The organism is Actinacidiphila paucisporea (assembly GCF_900142575.1).
GTDB classification, from domain to species: domain Bacteria; phylum Actinomycetota; class Actinomycetes; order Streptomycetales; family Streptomycetaceae; genus Actinacidiphila; species Actinacidiphila paucisporea.
On sequence record NZ_FRBI01000003.1, the window covers coordinates 375,171 to 392,951 of the forward strand.

Sequence of the window (17,781 nt, forward strand, 5' to 3'; positions counted from 1 at the left end):
GTCCCGCCCGGTGCGGCGGGTCCCGGTGGCGGGCGGGCGGCGGCGCCCCCGTACCGTGGAGGTGTGTACCGGTTCCTGCTCACCCCGCGCTGGCTGGTGGTCGGCGTGCTCGTCCTGCTCGCGGTGCCCTTCTGCGTCTTCATGGGCAGTTGGCAGCTGAGCCGCTTCCAGAGCCGAGTGGACGCGCACAAGGACGCCAAGCACACCGAGGTGCGCACCGCGGGTGAGGCACCGGTGCCGCTGGCCTCCCTGCTGCCCGACACCAGAGCCCAGCTGCCCTCGGACGCCTCGGGCCGGCCGGTCACCGCGACCGGCCGCTTCGACAGCTCGCGCCAGCTGCTCGTGCCCGACCGCGTGCTCGACGGGCGCAACGGCTACTACGTGCTCACCCCTCTCCGCCTCGACAGTGGTGCCGCGCTGCCCGTGGTGCGCGGCTGGCTGCCCGGCGACGTCCCGCCCGCCGCCGCGCGGGCCGCGGTGCCGGCCGCCCCGGCGGGCGAGGTCACCGTGACCGGCGCGCTGCAATACGCCGAGACCGTGGGCAGCAACGGGGTGCCGGCCGCCCCCGGTGCGCTGCCGACCGGGCAGCTCGGCATCATCAGTGCCGCGACTCTGGTCAACGTCCTCCCCTATCCCGTCTACAGCAGCTGGATCACCGCCACCCACGCCACCGCGCCCCTGAAGCCGGTGCCCCCGGTGGCGCCCCCAGGCAGCGGCCTGGACCTCAAGGCCTTCCAGAACCTCGGCTACACCGGTGAGTGGTTCGTCTTCGCCGGCTTCGTCGTCTTCATGTACTTCCGGCTGGCCCGCCGGGAGGCCGAGGCACGGACCGACGCCGCGCTCGGCCTCCTCTCCCTGCCTGACCAGGACCCGGGCCGTGACCCGGACCCGAGCAACGCCCCGGACCCGGGCCGCGACCCGGAGCCCGGCAACGACCCGGACCCGGAATCCGTCCCCGACTCCGCGGCCGCCGCTGACAAGTCGGCCGAATCAGCCGCCCACGTGGCGTAGGGCGAAGGCCAGTTCGAGCCGGACCTGCTTGATGCGCTCCTCCACCACCAGGGAGCCGTGGCCGGCGTCGTACCGATACACCTCGTGCGGCTTGTCGAGGGCCCGCAGCCGCTCCACGTAGTTGTCGATCTGGCGTATCGGACAGCGCGGGTCGTTCATGCCCGCGCTGATGTAGACCGGGGCGGTGACCTGATCCACATACGTCAGCGGGGACGAGGCCGCGTAGCGCTCGGGCACCTCGTCGGGCGAGCCGCCGAAGAGGGTGCGGTCGAGCGACTTGAGCGCCTCCATCTCGTCGGCATACGCGGTCGGGTAGTCGGCGACCGGGACCGCCGCGACGCCCACCGCCCACGCCCCGGGCTGGGTGCCGAGGCCGAGCAGGGTCAGATAGCCGCCCCAGGAGCCGCCGGTGAGCACCAGCCGCGCCGGGTCGGCCAGGCCTGAGGACACCGCCCACTCGCGGACCGCCGCTATGTCCTCCAGCTCGATCAGGCCCACCCGGTGCTTGAGCGCGTCGGTCCACTCGCGGCCGTAGCCCGTCGAACCCCGGTAGTTGACCCGCACCACCGCGAAGCCGTGGTCCAGCCAGGCCGCGGGGCCGGCCGCGAAGGAGTCCGACTCGTGCCAGGTCGGGCCGCCGTGGATCTCGAAGACCGTCGGCAGCGGGCCCTTGCCCCGGGCGGCGGCCGGGGGCCGCTGCACCAGGGCGTGGATCCGGCCGCCGGGGCCGTCCACCCACACGTCCTCCACCGGGACCGAGTCGGGCGCCCGCAGGCCTGGGGCCTCCAGCACGACCGCGCCGGTGGTGGAGCGCACCACCGGGGGACGCGCCGCCGAGGACCACAGATACTCCACCGTGCCGTCCGGCCTGGCGGTGGCGCCGCCCACCGAACCGCGCGGGGTGTCGAGCGCGGTCAGCGTGCCCGTCGCCAGGTCGTACCGGAACATCTCGCTGCGGGCCCGGAAGTCGTGCACCACCAGCAGTGCGCTGCCGTCCGGATACCACTCGGCCTGGACGTCGCCCGGCAGGTCTATCGCGGGCGCGGTCTGCTCGCCGGTCGCGACGTCCCAGATCATCGGCAGCCAGCGGTCCGCCCGCTGATGGCCGACCAGCAGCCGGGTGTCACCGGGCACGGGCGCGAAGCCGAGGCTGTCGAGGCCGAGCTCCCGGGTGCCGCCCTCGGTGTCGTCCAGCTCCGCGACCACGGAGCCGTCCGCGACCCGCAGCACCCGCAGCGCGCTGTGCATCGCGTCGCCGTGCTCGGTGTGCTCGATCACGACCAGCGTGCCGTCCTCCGAGAGGTCGCCGACGCCCGCGGACTCCTCGTGCCGGTAGATCTCGTACGGCTCCGCGCCGTCCGGCGGCACGACGTGCACGGTGGTGCCCTCGTCGTCGGTCGAGCGGCCGACGACGGCGAGGCCGCCGACGCCGAGCGCGATGCCCGCGGGATAGGAGGGGGCGAGTGCGGGAGCGGCCGGTATGTCCTCGCCGCCGCCGAACGGCTGGCGCATCCACACGCCGAACTCGTCGCCGTTGGTGTCGGAGAACCACCACACCCAGGCGCCGTCGCGGCTGAGCGTGCCGTCCGTCGTGCCGTTCGGCCGGTCGGTGACCTGGCGGCGCTCGCCCGTCGTCCGATTCCACGCGTACAGCTCGTACGTACCGGTGACGTCCGAGACGTACAGGCTGTGGTCGGGGGCGTCCTCCGCCCACTCCGGCAGTCCGACCCGGGGTGCGCGATACCTCTTCTCCCAGTCGGGGAGGGAGCCCGGGATGGCGCCGGGCAGGCCCCCCGACGGGGCGGAGGAAGGTGCGGGCACGGCGGGCACGGCGGCGGATTCGGGCGTGGACCCGCTGGCGGATCCGGTCGTTTCGTTCATGCCACCATGATGCTCCGCCGAGCACGCCTCAGGAGAGACTGTCGTCACAGCCTGTGGATAACTCTGGGCAATGCGCGATGAGCTGCGGCTATCCCGTCACTTCCGTAGTCCCCCGTACCACCACGACCGGGCAGGTCGCGTGCAGCGCGACGGTATGGCTCACCGAGCCGAGGAGCGTCGCGCGGAAGGTCCCGTGGCCGCGGACGCCGACCACGACCAGGTCGGCGTGGTCGTCCTCGGCGCGGTCGAGGATGGCCTGGGCCGGGTTGCCGAGGACGACCACCTGCTCGACGGCCGCCGCCTGCTCCGGCGGCAGGGCGTCCTCGACCGCCTCCGCCAGCGCGTGGGCGGCGGGCCCTTGGAGGTCCAGGTCCTCGGGGAGGCCCGGCAGGCCCGCCCACCCGAAGGCTCCCGGCAGCTCCCAGGCCATCACCGCGACGAGTGCGGAGCCGGTCAGGGCGGACTGGCGGCCGGCCCAGCGCAAGGCCTGCTGCGCGGGTGTCGAGCCGTCGACGCCGACGATGATCGTGCCGCCGTTTGTCATGGGGCTGCGCTCCTCACTGGCCACCGCGGCCGCCCGTCCTTTCGACACTAAGCACACCGGGGTTTCTTCGCAGGGCGCGGAGTGCTCGCCGTCAGCCGGTGGCGGCCGCGTCGAGGAGTGGGGCCAGCTCGGCGGTGACCGTGGCGAGGGGGGCGGTGGACTGGTGGGCGCGGGCCATGAGGATGGCGCCCTCCACCGTGGAGATCATCAGGGTGGCCAGGGCGGGGGCGCGGGCGGCGGGGACCTTGAGGGTGGTCAGCGCGGCGGTCAGGGGAGTGGTCCAGGCGGCGAAGGCGGTGGACGTGGCCTCGCGGGCCGAGGGGGTGGAGGCGGTCGAGTCGACGGTGGCGGCCGCGACCGGGCAGCCGGTGCCGAAGCCGGTGGCCTCGAACTCGTCGATCCACTGGCGGGTCATCGCGGCGAAGAGGGCGCCGGGGGTGGGTTCGGGGAGGGTGGCGAGGTAGCGGGCGATGCGCTTGCCCGCGTAGTGGCCGGCCCAGGTGACGGCCTCGTTGACCAGTTGTTCCTTGCCGCCGGGGAAGTAGTGCTGGAGCGAGCCGCGGGGCGCCTCGGCACGGGCGGCGACCTCGCGCATGCCGGTCGCGCCGACGCCGTCGCGCCGGATGAGCTGGGCCGCGGCGAAGACCATCCGTTCCCGCGGGCCGTGTGTGCGGGGTGCAGTCATCGCCGGCCTCCTCGTGGTCAGTCCAGCTTATAGACGCCGCTGGGGCCGTCCGCGGAATGCGCCAGGCGCTCGGCAGGCAGTCGGCGGCCGAGGGCGGCGAGCAGGGCGGAGCGGCCGGGCAGGACGGCGGCCCTGACGCGCCGGACGCCGCGAATGCGGGCACGGGCCAGCAGCAGCTCGACCATGGCGCGGCCCGCGCCCTGCCGCTGCCAGGCGTCGCCGACCAGCACGCCGAGTTCCGCGGCGGGCGCACCCGGGGTCAGGGCGAGGCTGGCCAGGCCGACCAGCCGTGCCCTGCTCGCGCCGTACGCGTAGGCCACCACCGCGTCGTGGACGTCGGCGCGGCCGGACAGGGCGGGGTCCAGGTAGTCGGCGGGGAAGGCCCGGAGGTGGCCGAAGAAGCGCAGCCGGACGGTGTCCTGCGAGCAGGCGGCGAACAGGTCGTGCAAGGCGTCGGCGTCGGCGGGTGTGGCGACCGCGGTCTGCCAGCGCGGGTCGGCAGCCGGGAGGAGGGAGCGTGCGGCGGGCTCTATGACGCTGGTCATAACGGTCAGTATTATGACGGCTGTCATAGATTGCAAGCCGTGCGCACAGCCCTGCGGAAAGGACCCGACGACCATGCTCAGAGCCGGCTTCCTCGGCCTCGGCGTCATGGGACAGCCCATGGCCCTCCATCTGGCACGGCACATGGCGGGGCGGACGCCGCTGACCGTGTGGAACAGGACACCCGCCAGGAGCGCGCCGCTGCGGGACGCGGGTGCCCGGGTCGCGGAAACGCCCGGCGAAGTGCTGCGGGCGAGCGACGTCGTCTTCCTGATGCTGGCCGACGGCCCCGCGACCGACGCCGTCCTGGCCCGCGGCACGGAGGCCTTCGCCGGGCAGGTCGCCGGCCGGACGCTCGTGCACATGGGCACGACCTCGCCCGGGTACTCGCGCGCGCTGGAGGCCGACGTCCGCGCGGCGGGCGGGTGTTACGCGGAGGCGCCGGTGTCGGGGTCGCGCGGGCCGGCGGAGGCCGGGCAGCTGGTGGCGATGCTGGCCGGGGAGCGGCCGGCGGTGGAGGCCGTACGGCCGCTGCTGGCGCCCATGTGCCAGGAGGCCTTCGACTGCGGCCCGGTGCCGAACGCGCTGCTGACGAAGCTGGCGGTGAACCTCTTCCTGATCACCATGGTCACCGGGCTCACCGAGGCCTTCCATTTCGCCGACCGGTACGGGCTCGACCGCGACCGCTTCCTGGCCGTGCTGGACGCCGGTCCTATGGCCAGCACGGTGTCCCGGGCGAAGGCGCCCAAGCTGAAGGACCGCGACTTCGCGGTCCAGGCGGCCGCCCTGGACGTGCTCAAGAACAACCGGCTCATCGCCGAGGCGGCCCGCGAGGCCGGCCTCGCGTCCCCGCTGCTCGACGTCTGCCACGCGCTCTTCGACGAGACGGTGGGGCTCGGCCACGGTGGCGGCGACATGGTCGCGGTGCTGCACGCCATCGAGGCCCGTACCGCCGGGGCAGGGCCTTCCGGCAGGGCTTAGGCTGCAACCGCCCTACGGGCATGATCAGTTGATACGAGCAACGGACAGGCGGAGGACGAGCGATGGGTGTGGCGATCCGACGGGCCGGACAGGACGACAGGGCGGCCGTGACCGGCCTGCTGGACCGGGTCTTCCAGGACGACGCGGTCAGCGGCTGGGTCTTCCCCGACCCCGCCGACCGGCGTGACAAGCACGGACTGATGATGGGCGCGTTCCTGGACGCCGCCCTGGCCGAGGGCTACGTCGACGTGGCAGTGGACGGCTCCGCCGCGGCGCTGTGGTTCTCGGTGCCGGCCGGCGGCCACCCCGACGAGGACGGTCCCGCGGAACTGCGCCGTACCGTCGACCCGGCCAATGACCGTGTCGAGGCCATCGGCCGGATTCTCGACGCGGCACATCCCAAGGACCGGGCGCACGAGCACCTGATGCTGATCGCGGTGGACGCCACCGCACGCAGCCAGGGGCGCGGCACCGAGCTGATCACCTCGGTGCTGGCCCGCTGCGACCGCGAGGGCCGCGCCGCCTACCTGGAGGCCAGTTCCCTGCGCAGCCGCGCGCTCTACGCCCGTCTGGGCTTCGTCTGGTCAGGCAGCACCATCGACCTCCCCGACGGCCCGCAGATGTGGCCGATGTGGCGCGACCCGATGCCGTCGCAGGAGGCCTGACGGCACAGGAGGCCTGACCGTGCAGGAGGCCTGACCGTGCAGGAGGCCTGACGGCGCGGCACAGGGGGCAGCGCAAACGGGCGGCGCGGCACATTGCCGCGCCGAACCGCGCAGGCGCCCCGACGCCGGGACCCGCCGCATATTGCCGCGCCGCGAGCCGTACCCCGGAGGCCCAACCCGGTACGCCGGATGCCGCGCCCATCCGGCTGACGTGGTCCGCCCGGTACGTGTGTCGGGTCCCGCACGGTGAGTGATCGTCAGATCGTAGGTTCCCCCACGTGCTCGCGTGGACGCCACCGATCACCACCGTCCCCACCGGAGCCCACATGCGCTTCCTCGCGCGCGGCCTATCCGCCGCGGCACTGGTCCTCGCACCGCTGACCGTCGCCGGCACCACCGCCGTGGCCGCCATCCCCGTTCCCACGCCCGCCGCCACACTGGCCCCGCTGCGTGTGCACGACAACGCCATCGCCGGGCAGTACATCGTCACCGTGCAGAGGGCACTCGACCCGTCGGCGATGGCGCAGAAGACCGGCGTGAAGCCCTTCTTCACCTACAGCAGCGCACTGCGCGGCTTCGCCATCACGCTCAATTCCGCGCAGCTCGACTCGGTCCGCAGGATGCCCGGCGTCGAAAGCGTCGAGGAGAACGCCACGGTGACCGCCTACGACCTGGCGGGCACCACCGGCACCACCGTGCCCGCGGTCGACCACCGCGGCGTCAGGGCCGCGGCCGCCACCTGGGGCCTGGACCGGATCGACCAGCGCAACCTGCCGCTCGACCAGCAGTTCACCACGGTGGGCAAGGGCGCGGGCGCGACCGCGTACATCATGGACACCGGCATCGACTTCGGCCACAGCGAATTCGGCGGGCGGGCCGTGCCCGGCTTCGACGCGATCGGCGACGGGCGCAACGGGCAGGACTGCGAGGGCCACGGCACCCATGTCGCCGGTACGGTCGGCGGCGCGACCTACGGTGTCGCCCCGCAGGCGAACCTGGTCAGCGTCCGGGTGCTCGACTGCAGCGGCAGCGGCAGCTGGGCCGGGGTCATCGCGGGCTTCGACTGGGTGGCGCAGAACGCCAAGCAGCCCGCCGTGCTGAACGCCTCGCTCGGCGGCTCCTTCTCCCCCTCGGTCAACGACGCCGCCACCGCGCTGGCCGACGCGGGCGTGCTGCCGGTGGTGGCGGCGGGGAACAGCTCCGCGGACGCGTGCGACTTCTCGCCCGCGAGCGCCACGGGCGCCTTGACCGTCGGCGCGAGCGACTCCGCCGACCGGCAGACGAGTTTCAGCAACTTCGGCAAGTGCCTGACCCTCTACGCGCCCGGCCAGGACGTCGTCTCAGCCAAGCTCGGCGGCGGCAGCATCGCGCTGGACGGCACCTCGATGGCCAGCCCGCACGCGGCCGGGGTCGCGCTGCTCTACAAGGCGAAGAACCCGTCGGCCAGCGCGCAGGACGTGGACAACTGGGTCACGAGCCAGGCCACGGCCAACGTGCTGAGCGTCAGCTCCAGCTCCCCGAACCGCCTGCTCTACACCGGCGGTCTGTGACCGCCGGTACATTCCCCGCGACTCCAGCGAGCCGCCTCGTCCCGACGGGGCGGCTCGCGGTCGTTCGCGCTCGCTGCCCGCGGGGCGCCCGCCCGGCCCGGCGGAGGGGTCAGAGCAAGCCGTGGCGCATGGCGGAGGTGACCGCGGCGGTGCGGTCGGTGACGCCCAGCTTGGTGAAGGTCCGCAGGAGGTGGGTCTTGACGGTGGACTCGCCGATGAAGAGGCGGCGGCCGATCTCCGCGTTGGTGCAGCCGTCGGCGACCAGGCGCAGGACGGCGGTCTCGCGCTCGGACAGGTGGGGGCGTTCGGGGCGGACGCGGAGGCGGTCGACGAGGCGGGCGGCGACCGAGGGGGCCAGGACCGTCTCGCCGCGGGCGGCGGCCCGCACCGCGTCGGCGAGTTCGCCGCGGGCGAGGTCCTTGAGCAGGTAGCCGGCGGCGCCCGCCTCCACGGCGCGCAGGATGTCGCCGTCCGTCTCGTAGGTGGTGAGCACGATGACCCGGCAGGGCAGCCCGGCCGCGGTCATGCGGCCGATGGACTCGACGCCGCCGCCGTCAGGCATGCGCAGGTCCATCAGCACGATGTCGGGCCGCAGCTCGGCGGCCAGCGTCTCGGCCCGCGGGCCGCTGGAGGCCTCGCCGACGACGTCGAGGTCGGCCTCCGTGTCGAGCATCGCGCGCAGGCCCTCGCGGACGACGGGGTGGTCGTCGGCGAGCAGGATGCGGATCACGGGGTTCTCCTTACGGCGGCCGCGAGCGGCAGCGTGACGGTGATCGCGGTGCCGCGGCCGGGCGCGCTGTCGACGGTGGCGGTGCCGCCCATCTCGGCGGCCCTGGCGCGCAGCCCCGGCAGTCCGTAGCCGGTTCCCGGCGGCCCCGCCGTGTCGAAGCCGCGGCCGGTGTCGCGTACGGCGATCCGCAGGGTGTCCGCGGAGTACCGCAGGTCGAGGGCGACGGGGACGGCGGGGCCCGCGTGGCGGCGGGCGTTGGCCAGGGCTTCCTGGCAGCTGCGCAGGGCGACGACCTCGACGGCCGCGGGCAGGGCGCGTACGGGTCCGGCGATGTCGACGGTGGCGGGTGCGCCGGTCTGCTCGGTGTGGCGGGCGGCCAGGCGGCGCAGGGCGTCGGGCAGGGAGCCGCCGTCCAGGCCCGCGGGGGCGTTGCCGGCGACGAGGGAGCGGGCCTCGGCCAGGTTCTCCCGGGCGGTGCCGGCCATCAGGGCGAGGTGGCGGCGGGCCAGCGCCGGGTCGTGGCCCAGTTCGGTCTCGACGGCCTGGACCAGCATCAGGATGCTGGTGAAACCCTGCGCGAGGGTGTCGTGGATCTCCCGGGAGAACCGCTCGCGTTCGGCCAGCGCGCCGCGTTCCGCGGACAGCCGGGCGATCTGGCCGCGGCTGGCGTCCAACTCGGCGACCAGGTCGGCCCGTTCGATGCTCTGCTCCAGCACGCGGATGATCCAGCTGCCGAACACCGCGGAGAAAGCCAGGGTGACGACGGCGAAGACGGAGTTGTAGTAGAGGTCGTGGGTGTCGGGGCGCCAGACCAGCGCCCACGCGGCGACCGGGGTGATGTTGACGACCGCGACGGCGGTCAGCGCGCCGCGCACCCGCAGCAGCATGAAGCACTGCGGGACGAGGGCGAAGGTGGCGAGCCTGGTCTCGCCGACGAGGGCGGCGGGCGGCAGGAACAGCAGCACCAGGCCGACGAGGTAGCGCACGGCCGGCGGGGTGCCGGTGGTCCGTGACTGCGCGACCAGCAGCGGGCGGCCGACCCACGCGTACCAGGGCACCGGCAGGCAGAACAGGCAGGCGGCGACGACGCGTACTCCGGTGCCCGGGCTCTCCGCGGCGAGCGCGAAGAGCACCGTGCCGATCCACACCACAGCGAAGTAGATGTCCCAGGGCAGGAAGGTGCGCTCCCATACGTGCCCGCCGCGGGGGCCGCCCGCGGCGGGCAGTGGCGCGGTCAGCCGTCGCTCCGGCTCTTCCAGCGGAAGGTCAGCAGGCACAGCACCAATCCTCCGACGCACCAGGCGCCCAGCACCAGGGCGATACGTCCGTACTCCCAACTGCCCGCCGGTTCCAGCGCGGCGGCGGCGTCCGGCAGGAACACCCCGCGCAGGCCCTGGCACATCCACTTCAGCGGGAAGAACGACCCGATGGTCAGCATCCAGTTGGGCACGGTGTCGATGAGGATGTACACCCCGGAGATGAACTGCAGGACCAGGAAGGGCAGGACGACCACCGAGGTGGCGCTCTTACCGGACTTGGGCACGCTGCTGATCGCGATGCCGAGCAGCGCGCAGCCGGTGATGCCGAGCACGAAGATCCAGCCGAGGGTGAGCCAGCCGGCCGCGCCGGACGGCAGGTCGACGTCGTAGACGGTGGCGCCGAAGACCAGCAGTGCGGCCGTCTCCAGCAGGCCGGTGACCAGCACCAGCCAGATCTTTCCGAGGAAGTACGCGGCCGGCGGCATCGGGGTGCCGCGCAGCCGGCGCAGCACCTTGTCGTCGCGCTCGATCGCGATGGAGATGCCGAGCGACTGGAAGCTGGTGGACATGATGCCGGCGGCCGTCATCGACGCCACGTAGTACTGCGACGCGGTGGAGCCGGTGTTCGCCATGTCGTCGTGGAAGATCGAGGCGAACAGGAAGAGGAAGACGATGGGGAAGGCGAAGGTGAAGACCACCTGCTCGCGCAGCCGGAAGAACATCCGGATCTCCATCGCCCCGCGCAGCAGGCCCAGGCGCCACGCCGTGGGCAGCCGGGCGGCGCTGTCGTCCCGCGCGGGGTCGAGCGCCGCCGCGGCGGCGGTGCCGGCGGTCACTTGTCCTCCGATCCGATGAGCCGCAGGTAGGTGTCCTCCAACGTGGGCCTGGTGATCCGCAGCCGGGGTATCTCACCGTCGAAGCGGCCGGCCAGCTCCGCGACCGTACGCGTCGGGGTGTCGGTCCGCTCGCTGCGTGCGGTGCCGTCCGGCTCCGCCCAGTGCACGGTCGCCCCGGCCTGCGCGCGCCCGCCGAGCGAGCCGGCCTCGCCCTCCGCGACGACCTTGCCGGCCGCGATCACCGCGAGCCGGTCGGTCAGCGCCTCGGCCTCGTCCAGGTAGTGGGTGGTGAGGACGATCGTGGTGCCCTCGTCGGCGAGGCTGCGGATCAGAGACCAGAACTGCCTTCGCGCCACCGGGTCGAAGCCGGTCGTCGGCTCGTCGAGCAGCAGCAGCTCGGGGTCGCCGATCACGCCGAGCGCCACGTCGAGCCGCCTGCGCTGCCCGCCGGACAGCGCCTTGGTGCGGCTGCCGGCCTTGTCGGTCAGCCCCACCAGGTCGATGACCTCGGCCGGGTCGCGCGGCCGCGGGTAGTAGCGCGCGAAGTGCCGTACGGTCTCGGCGACGGTCAGCTCGGCGGCCGCGGACTGGTCCTGCCACACGATGCCGACCCGCGACCGCCAGCGGCGGCCCGCGCTGCCCGGATCCTGCCCGAGCACGGTGACCTCGCCGCTGTCGCGGCGCCGGTGGCCCTGCAGGATCTCCACGGTCGTGCTCTTGCCGGCCCCGTTGGGCCCCAGGATCCCGAACACCTCACCGCGCCGGATGCCAAGATCCACCCCGTTCACCGCGTCGACACCGCCGTACCGCTTGCGAAGCCCGCGCACCCTCACCACGTCGTCCGTCATGGCACCACGATCCCGCTCCGCGCCCCCCGCGCGGAACGACCGGACGGTCCCCCTCGCGTCCACCGATCGGTGGACGCGCACAGCCGTCACTCACCAGTCACCCTCTGTGACGGCTGCTCGCGTGGCGGGGTTGGCGGGCCGGAGTGAGGATGGAGTCACCCGAAGGGCGGTGGGCGCATGCCTGACGAAGTGCAGGACCCTCTTGGCAATGCCGTCCCGCACGGCAGCCCCGCCGAGCGTGCCGCGTACGGCAAGGCGGCCCGGCGCCGCGTGCCACGGTCGGCGCAGGCCCGCCTCGGCCCGGGCAAGAAGCGCTTCGACCCGGTCGACCTGCTGGAACGGCAGTCCGCCGACCGGCTGCCCGAGCTGGTGCCGATCCGCTACGGCCGCATGCTGGAGTCGCCCTTCCGCTTCTACCGGGGTGCCGCCGGCATCATGGCCGCCGACCTGGGCACGGCACCGCACACCGGGCTCACCGCCCAGCTGTGCGGGGACGCGCACCTGCTCAACTTCCGGTTGCTCGCCTCCCCCGAGCGGCACCTCGTCTTCGACATCAACGACTTCGACGAGACACTGCCCGGCCCCTTCGAATGGGACCTCAAAAGGCTCGCGACCAGCCTGGAGATCGCCGCCCGGGCCCGCGGTTTCGGCGCCGAGCGGCGTGGCGCGATCGTCCGCGGGGCGGTGGAGGCGTACCGCGAGCGCATGCAGCTCTTCGCCGGCATGGGCACCCTCGACATCTGGTACGCGCAGGACGACACCGAGCAGTTGACGTCGCTGCTGCCCAAGGAGCAGCCCGGCGCGAGCGTGCGCAAACGGACCGGCAAGGCCCTCGCCAAGGCCCGCACCAGAACCACCGCCCAGGCCTTCGACAAGCTCACCCACGTCGAGGACGGGCAGCGCAGGATCACCCCCGACCCGCCGCTGATCACCCCTTTGCGCGACCTGCTGCCCGACGAGCAGCGCGCCCGGCTGGAGAAGCTGCTGCACGAGCTGCTCCACCGCTACGGCCAGAGCCTGCCGGCCGAGCGGCGGCTGCTGCTCAGCCGCTTCCGGGTGGTGGACATGGCACGCAAGGTCGTCGGCGTCGGCAGCGTCGGCACCCGCTGCTGGATCATCCTGGCCGTCGGCCGCGACGACGAGGACCCGCTGCTGCTCCAGGCCAAGGAGGCCGGGCCTTCGGTCCTCACTCCCTACGCAGGCGCCGCACGCTACGACAACCAGGGCCAACGGGTCGTCGCCGGGCAGCGGTTGATGCAGTCCGCCGGCGACATCCTGCTCGGCTGGGAGCGCGCCACCGGTTTCGACGGGCGGCAACGGGACTTCTACGTGCGGCAGTTGCGCGACTGGAAGGGCATCGCGCAGCCCGACACCATGACCTCCACGATGCTGCGGCTCTTCGCCCGGCTCTGCGGCGCCTCCCTGGCCCGCGCGCACGCCCGCTCCGGCGACCCCGTCGCGCTGTCCGCCTACGCCGGCGGCGGCGAGGTGCTCGACCGGGCCCTGGCGGAATTCGCCGAGGCGTACGCGGACCGCAACGAACGCGACTACCAGGCCCTCGCCGCCGCCGCGGCGGACGGCCGCGTCCCCGTCTCCTCAGAACCGACCACGTCCGACACCCCCGTCACACCCGGCTGACCCGGAGGCCACCATGAGCGACACCGTGTATCTCGCCTACGACTACCCCGTGCTCGGCGCCTTCTGGACCGCGATGTGGGTCTTCCTGTGGGTGCTGTGGATCTTCCTGCTCTTCCGGGTCGTCGCCGACCTCTTCCGCGACGACTCCATGAACGGCTGGCTCAAGGCCGCCTGGCTGGTGTTCGTCCTGGTGCTGCCCTTCCTGGGCGTCTTCATCTACGTCTGCGTGCGCGGGTCCGGCATGGGACGGCGGGAGGCGCACCACATGAAGTCGCAGCAGAAGGAGGTCGACGAGTACATCCGCAAGACCGCGGGTACCGAGGGTGGCGGCTCGTCCGCCGACGAGTTGGCCAAGCTGGCCCAGATGAGGAGCACGGGGCATCTGTCGGAGGAGGAGTTCCAGCGGGCGAAGGAGAAGATCCTCAGCTGAGGGCCGCGGGGTGGCGCCTTGCGGGGCGCCATCCCCCATGTCACCACGAACGCCGTCACCGTCAGTAGACGTCGCGGGCGTAGCGCTTCTCGGTGATCAGGGACTTGATGGCGGCGGTCGCCGCGTCCGGGGTGAGGCCACCGTGGGTGGTGGCGATGGCGTGCAGGGTGGCGTCGATGTCCTTGGCCATGCGGGAGGCGTCGCCGCAGACGTAGAGGTGGGCGCCGTCCTGGAGCCAGGACCACAGGAGGGGGCCGTGTTCGCGCATGCGGTCCTGGACGTAGGTCTTGGAGCGCTGGTCGCGGGAGAAGGCGGTGTCGAGGCGGGTGAGGGTGCCGTCGGCGAGGCGGGCGGTGAGGTCGTCCTCGTAGTAGAAGTCGGTGGCCCGGTGCTGGCCGCCGAAGAAGAGCCAGTTGGGGCCGCGGTGGCCCAGCGCGCGGCGCTCGTCGAGGAAGCCGATGAAGGGGGCGACGCCGGTGCCGGGGCCGACCATGATCATGGGGGCGGCCGGGTCGGTGGGCGGCCGGAAGCCCGGGGTGCGCCTGACGTGCACCGGCACCGTCGTCCCGGGCTCGGCGTCGGCCAGGAAGGGCGAGCAGACGCCGCCGCGCAGGCGCCCTCCCGGACTGTCGTAGCGCACGACGGAGACGGTCAGCGCGATGCGCTGCGGGTCGGTGAGCGGGCTGGACGAGATGGAGTACAGCCGCGGCTGGAGCCTCTTGAGCACCCCGGTCCACTCGCCGGCGCGGGCCTTCACGGCGTATTCGGCGACGACGTCCACGGCCTGCCTGCCCCACGACCACTTGGCCAGCTCGTCCTTGTTGTCGGGCCGCAGCAGCCTCCTCAGCACCCGGTCGTGGGTGCGGTCGGCGACGAAGCGCAGCAGGTCGGGGGTGATCCTGGTGATGTCCAGGTGCCGGCGCAGCGCTTCGCCCAGCGGGACGTCGCCGACGCCGGGGACGGTGACGCCGGTGTGCGGGTCGAGGCCGGCCACAGCGAGCCATTCCTCCACCAGGGCGGCGGAGTTGACCGGCAGGACGCCGAGCGCGTCGCCCGCCTCGTACGGCAGCGGCACCTCGCTGTCGCGGGTGTCGAAGGTGAAGCGGCGTACTTCCTTCGCGGCGCCGGGCAGGCCGAGCAGCCGGTTGCCGGTGAGCCGGGCGGTGCCGCCGGCGGCGCGGCGTACGGTACGGGCGGGCGCGGGTGCGGGCGGGGCGGCCGGGGCGGGGTCGGCGAGTGCCCCGAGCACCCGGTCGAGCCAGGCCAGGGCGGACGGCTCGTAGTCCGGCTCGCAGTCCGCGCGGGGTGCGAGGCGTACGCCGCCCAGCTCGCCGAGGCGCTCGTCGAGCCGGCGGCCGTGGCCGCAGAAGTCGTCGTAGGAGGAGTCGCCGAAGGCCAGTACGGCGAAGCGGCGGCCGTCCAGGCGCGGGGTGTCGGGCGCGGTGAGCGCGTCCCAGAAGCCGGTGCCGTTGTCGGGGGCGTCGCCGTCGCCGAAGGTGCTGGTGATCAGCAGCAGGTCGGCGGCGGCCGGGAGCGCGGCGGGCGAGGCGTCGGCCATGCCGAGCAGGGTGGCCCGGTGGCCGGTACCGGTGAGGCGCCGGGCCGCGGCGACGGCGAATTCCTCGGCATTGCCGGTCTGCGAGGCCCACAGCACCACCACCTCCCGCCCGGCACGCGGGACTTCGGCGTGCGGCACGGGCGCGGGCGCGGCGGGCAGCCGCGAATACATGCCCGCCAAAGCCCCGTTGACCCACAGCGCGTGCTCCGGGGCGAAGGGCGCGTCGGGCGGGAGCACCGGCACCCCCGCCAGGCCGGAGCCGAGGCCCGCCAGGAAGCCGACGAGATACCGGCGTTCGTGCTCGGCGAGCACCGGCGGCGCCAGGTCGGACACTCCGAAGACGTCGCCGGCGAGGGCCGCGTCGCCGGCCGGCAGGACGGACGGCTCGGGGGTCTCCTGCCCGGCGGCCGGCGCGGCGACCCGCGTCAGCGACACCGCGCACGCCTTGAACTCCGGCTGGAAGGAGACCGGGTCGATCGCGTCGCTGGTGACGGCGTTGACGCTGAGGTATTCGCCAAAGAGGTCGTTCCAGTGGAAGGGCGCGAAGCAGCACCCCGGCAGCACCCGGTCGGTGAGCACCGCGGGCAGCACCGCGCGGCCGCGCCGCGAGGCCACCTCCACCGCGTCGCCCTCGGCGATCCCCAACTCCGCCGCGTCGCGCGGGTGCAGCTCCACGAAGGGCCCGGGGTTGAGCTTGTTGAGCCTGGCGACCTTGCCGGTCTTGGTCAGGGTGTGCCACTGGTGCGGCAGCCGGCCGGTGTTGAGCACGAACGGGAAGTCGTCGTCGGGCATCTCCGCCGGCGGCACGTGCGGCCTGGCGTGGAAGACGGCCCGGCCGCTCGGGGTCGGGAAGCGCAGCCCGTCGCCCTCGACGTAGCGGATCGGATTGCGGTCGGGGCCCTCCGCGGTGGGCGCCGGCCACTGCACGGGGGTTTCGCGAAGCCGCTCGTACGTCACGCCCCGCAGGTCGTAGCCGGTGACGGGATTCCAGGCCCGGCGGATCTCGTCGAAGACCTCCTCGGGGCCCGCGTAGTCGAACGCGTCGCCGTAGCCCATCGCGCGCGCCACCTCGGCGATGATCCGCCAGTCGGGCAGCGCCTCGCCCGGCGGGTCGACGGCCTGCCGGGCGAGGGTGAGATTGCGCTCGCTGTTGATCAGGACGCCGTCGGACTCCGTCCACATCGCACCGGGCAGCACGACGTCGGCGTAGGCGTTGGTCTCGGTGTCGGCGAAGACGTCCTGCGTGATGACGAATTCGGCCGCCTCCAGGCCCTCGATGACGGTGCGGCGGTTGGCGACCGAGGCGACCGGGTTGGTGCACATGATCCAGCAGGCCTTGATGTCGCCGTCGGCCATCCGGCGGAACATCTCCACGGTGCCGCGCCCGACGCCGTCCGCCCGCACCGTGCCCGGCGGCAGCCCCCACAGGTCCTCGGCGAAGGCCCGGTCTTCGGCCACCAGCACCGAGCGCTGCCCGGGCAGCCCCGGGCCCATGTAGCCCATCTCCCGGCCGCCCATGGCGTTCGGCTGGCCGGTGAGCGAGAACGGGCCGCTGCCGGGGCGGCAGATCGCGCCGGTCGCCAGATGCAGGTTGATCAGCGCGTTGGTGTTCCAGGTGCCGTGCGTCGACTGGTTGAGGCCCATCGTCCAGCAGCTCGTCCACTCTGCCGCGCCGCCGATCAGCTCGGCGGCCCTCCGGATGTCCGCCTCCGGGATGCCGGTGAGGTCGGCGACCGCCGCCGGCGGGTAGTCGGCGAGGAAGTCGGGCATCGCCTCCCAACCCTCGGTCCAGCGGGCGATGAAGTCCTCGTCCGTACGGCCGGTCGCGTGCAGCAGGTGCAGCAGGCCGTTGAGCAGCGCCAGATCCGTTCCCGGGCGGATCTGCAGGAAGAGATCCGCCTTCGCGGCCGTCGCGGTGCGCCGCGGGTCCACCACGATCAGCTTGGCCCCGGCCTTGACCCGCTCCATCATCCGCAGGAAGAGGATCGGGTGGCAGTCGGCCATGTTCGCGCCGATGACCAGGAAGACGTCGGCGCGGTCCAGGTCCTGGTACGACCCGGGAGGGCCGTCCGCGCCCAGCGACAGCTTGTAGCCGCTGCCCGCGCTGGCCATGCACAGGCGGGAGTTGGACTCGATCTGGTTGGTGCCGATGAAGCCCTTGGCGAGCTTGTTCGCCAGATACTGCGCCTCCAGGCTCAGCTGGCCCGAGACGTAGAGCGCCACCGCGTCGGGGCCGTGCTCGTCCACGATCGCCCGCAGGCGGCGGCCGGTCCGCGCGATCGCCTCCGCGACCGGCGCCTGGGCGGCCTCGGCGCCGCGCTCCTGCCTGACCAGGGCCCGCTCCAGCCGGCCCGGCGCGGACAGCATGTCGGCGGTCGTGGCGCCCTTCGTGCACAGACGGCCGCGGTTCGCCGGGTGCGCCTTGTCGCCGACGGCCTTCAGGACGGTGCGGCGCCCGTCGGGACCGGCGCCCACGTCCAGCAGGAGCCCGCAGCCGACGCCGCAGTACGAGCACACCGTCCGCACCGTCGTCGTCCCCACGTGGCGGCTCCTCCCCCGCGCGACCCCCGCGGCCACGCCCGCCCGACGCTACGAACCCGCCATTACGCGGCGGTCACCCCG

The 17,781-nt window shown here is 73.5% G+C and carries 15 protein-coding genes; 6 read left to right on the plus strand and 9 right to left on the minus strand.

All coding sequences use genetic code 11. From position 1 onward, the window contains the following. Positions 1 to 63: 63 nt before the first annotated feature. Entirely contained in the window at positions 64 to 1,011 is a 948-nt protein-coding gene (locus BUE44_RS07780; protein WP_073495198.1) for an SURF1 family protein, read from the plus strand. On the opposite strand, the gene BUE44_RS07785 is transcribed toward BUE44_RS07780, so the two are convergent. From BUE44_RS07785 to BUE44_RS07800, 4 genes are all read right to left on the minus strand, one after another. Next, positions 991 to 2,892: a S9 family peptidase gene (locus BUE44_RS07785; RefSeq protein ID WP_079189556.1), complete on the minus strand. Its 1,902-nt coding sequence runs from the start codon at positions 2,890 to 2,892 to the stop codon at positions 991 to 993. The two genes, BUE44_RS07780 and BUE44_RS07785, sit on opposite strands and share 21 nt — an antisense overlap. Before the next feature lie 88 nt (positions 2,893 to 2,980). Beyond that, positions 2,981 to 3,436 (minus strand): universal stress protein, encoded by a 456-nt coding sequence (locus BUE44_RS07790; RefSeq protein ID WP_073495200.1) that lies wholly within the window; start codon positions 3,434 to 3,436, stop codon positions 2,981 to 2,983. 91 nt (positions 3,437 to 3,527) lie between these two features. Beyond that, entirely contained in the window at positions 3,528 to 4,121 is a 594-nt protein-coding gene (locus tag BUE44_RS07795) for a TetR/AcrR family transcriptional regulator (protein ID WP_073495204.1), read from the minus strand. Between the two features lie 17 nt (positions 4,122 to 4,138). Then, positions 4,139 to 4,666 carry a GNAT family N-acetyltransferase gene (locus BUE44_RS07800; RefSeq protein WP_073495206.1) on the minus strand — a complete coding sequence of 176 codons (528 nt, stop codon included), beginning with the start codon at positions 4,664 to 4,666 and terminating at the stop codon, positions 4,139 to 4,141. A 73-nt stretch (positions 4,667 to 4,739) separates the two neighbouring features. Between BUE44_RS07800 and BUE44_RS07805 the strand changes: the two genes are divergently transcribed. The 3 genes from BUE44_RS07805 (at position 4,740) to BUE44_RS07815 (ending at position 7,860) form a co-directional block, all read left to right on the plus strand. Further along, a complete protein-coding gene (locus tag BUE44_RS07805; protein ID WP_073495209.1) occupies positions 4,740 to 5,645 on the plus strand; it encodes an NAD(P)-dependent oxidoreductase in 906 nt (301 codons plus the stop codon). Positions 5,646 to 5,707: 62 nt separating this feature from the next. After that, a complete protein-coding gene (locus BUE44_RS07810; RefSeq protein ID WP_073495212.1) occupies positions 5,708 to 6,310 on the plus strand; it encodes a GNAT family N-acetyltransferase in 603 nt (200 codons plus the stop codon). 326 nt (positions 6,311 to 6,636) lie between these two features. Continuing rightward, positions 6,637 to 7,860: a S8 family peptidase gene (locus BUE44_RS07815; RefSeq protein ID WP_073495215.1), complete on the plus strand. Its 1,224-nt coding sequence runs from the start codon at positions 6,637 to 6,639 to the stop codon at positions 7,858 to 7,860. A 109-nt stretch (positions 7,861 to 7,969) separates the two neighbouring features. Here BUE44_RS07815 and BUE44_RS07820 read toward each other — a convergent pair whose 3' ends face one another. The 4 genes from BUE44_RS07820 to BUE44_RS07835 form a co-directional block, all read right to left on the minus strand. Beyond that, the gene (locus tag BUE44_RS07820) at positions 7,970 to 8,590 is read right to left on the minus strand and encodes a response regulator (protein WP_073495217.1); all 621 of its coding nucleotides are present in this window, start codon (positions 8,588 to 8,590) and stop codon (positions 7,970 to 7,972) included. Then, on the minus strand, positions 8,587 to 9,867 hold the full coding sequence (locus tag BUE44_RS07825; protein WP_079189557.1) for a sensor histidine kinase: 1,281 nt from the start codon (positions 9,865 to 9,867) through the stop codon (positions 8,587 to 8,589). Before BUE44_RS07825 ends, BUE44_RS07820 begins: the two co-directional genes overlap by 4 nt. Then, positions 9,825 to 10,583 carry an ABC transporter permease gene (locus BUE44_RS07830; RefSeq protein WP_079189575.1) on the minus strand — a complete coding sequence of 253 codons (759 nt, stop codon included), beginning with the start codon at positions 10,581 to 10,583 and terminating at the stop codon, positions 9,825 to 9,827. Before BUE44_RS07830 ends, BUE44_RS07825 begins: the two co-directional genes overlap by 43 nt. Positions 10,584 to 10,681: 98 nt before the next feature. Beyond that, positions 10,682 to 11,533: an ABC transporter ATP-binding protein gene (locus BUE44_RS07835; protein ID WP_073495224.1), complete on the minus strand. Its 852-nt coding sequence runs from the start codon at positions 11,531 to 11,533 to the stop codon at positions 10,682 to 10,684. 177 nt (positions 11,534 to 11,710) lie between these two features. On the opposite strand from BUE44_RS07835, the gene BUE44_RS07840 reads away from it, so the two are divergent. Beyond that, the gene (locus BUE44_RS07840; protein ID WP_073495227.1) at positions 11,711 to 13,171 is read left to right on the plus strand and encodes a DUF2252 domain-containing protein; all 1,461 of its coding nucleotides are present in this window, start codon (positions 11,711 to 11,713) and stop codon (positions 13,169 to 13,171) included. A gap of 13 nt (positions 13,172 to 13,184) precedes the next feature. Continuing rightward, positions 13,185 to 13,601, plus strand: coding sequence for an SHOCT domain-containing protein (locus BUE44_RS07845; RefSeq protein ID WP_073495230.1), 417 nt, complete (start codon positions 13,185 to 13,187; stop codon positions 13,599 to 13,601). Positions 13,602 to 13,662: 61 nt separating this feature from the next. Here the strand turns inward: BUE44_RS07845 and BUE44_RS07850 are convergent, their stop codons facing one another. Then, the gene (locus tag BUE44_RS07850) at positions 13,663 to 17,700 is read right to left on the minus strand and encodes a bifunctional nitrate reductase/sulfite reductase flavoprotein subunit alpha (protein WP_235001960.1); all 4,038 of its coding nucleotides are present in this window, start codon (positions 17,698 to 17,700) and stop codon (positions 13,663 to 13,665) included. Positions 17,701 to 17,781 lie beyond the last annotated feature (81 nt).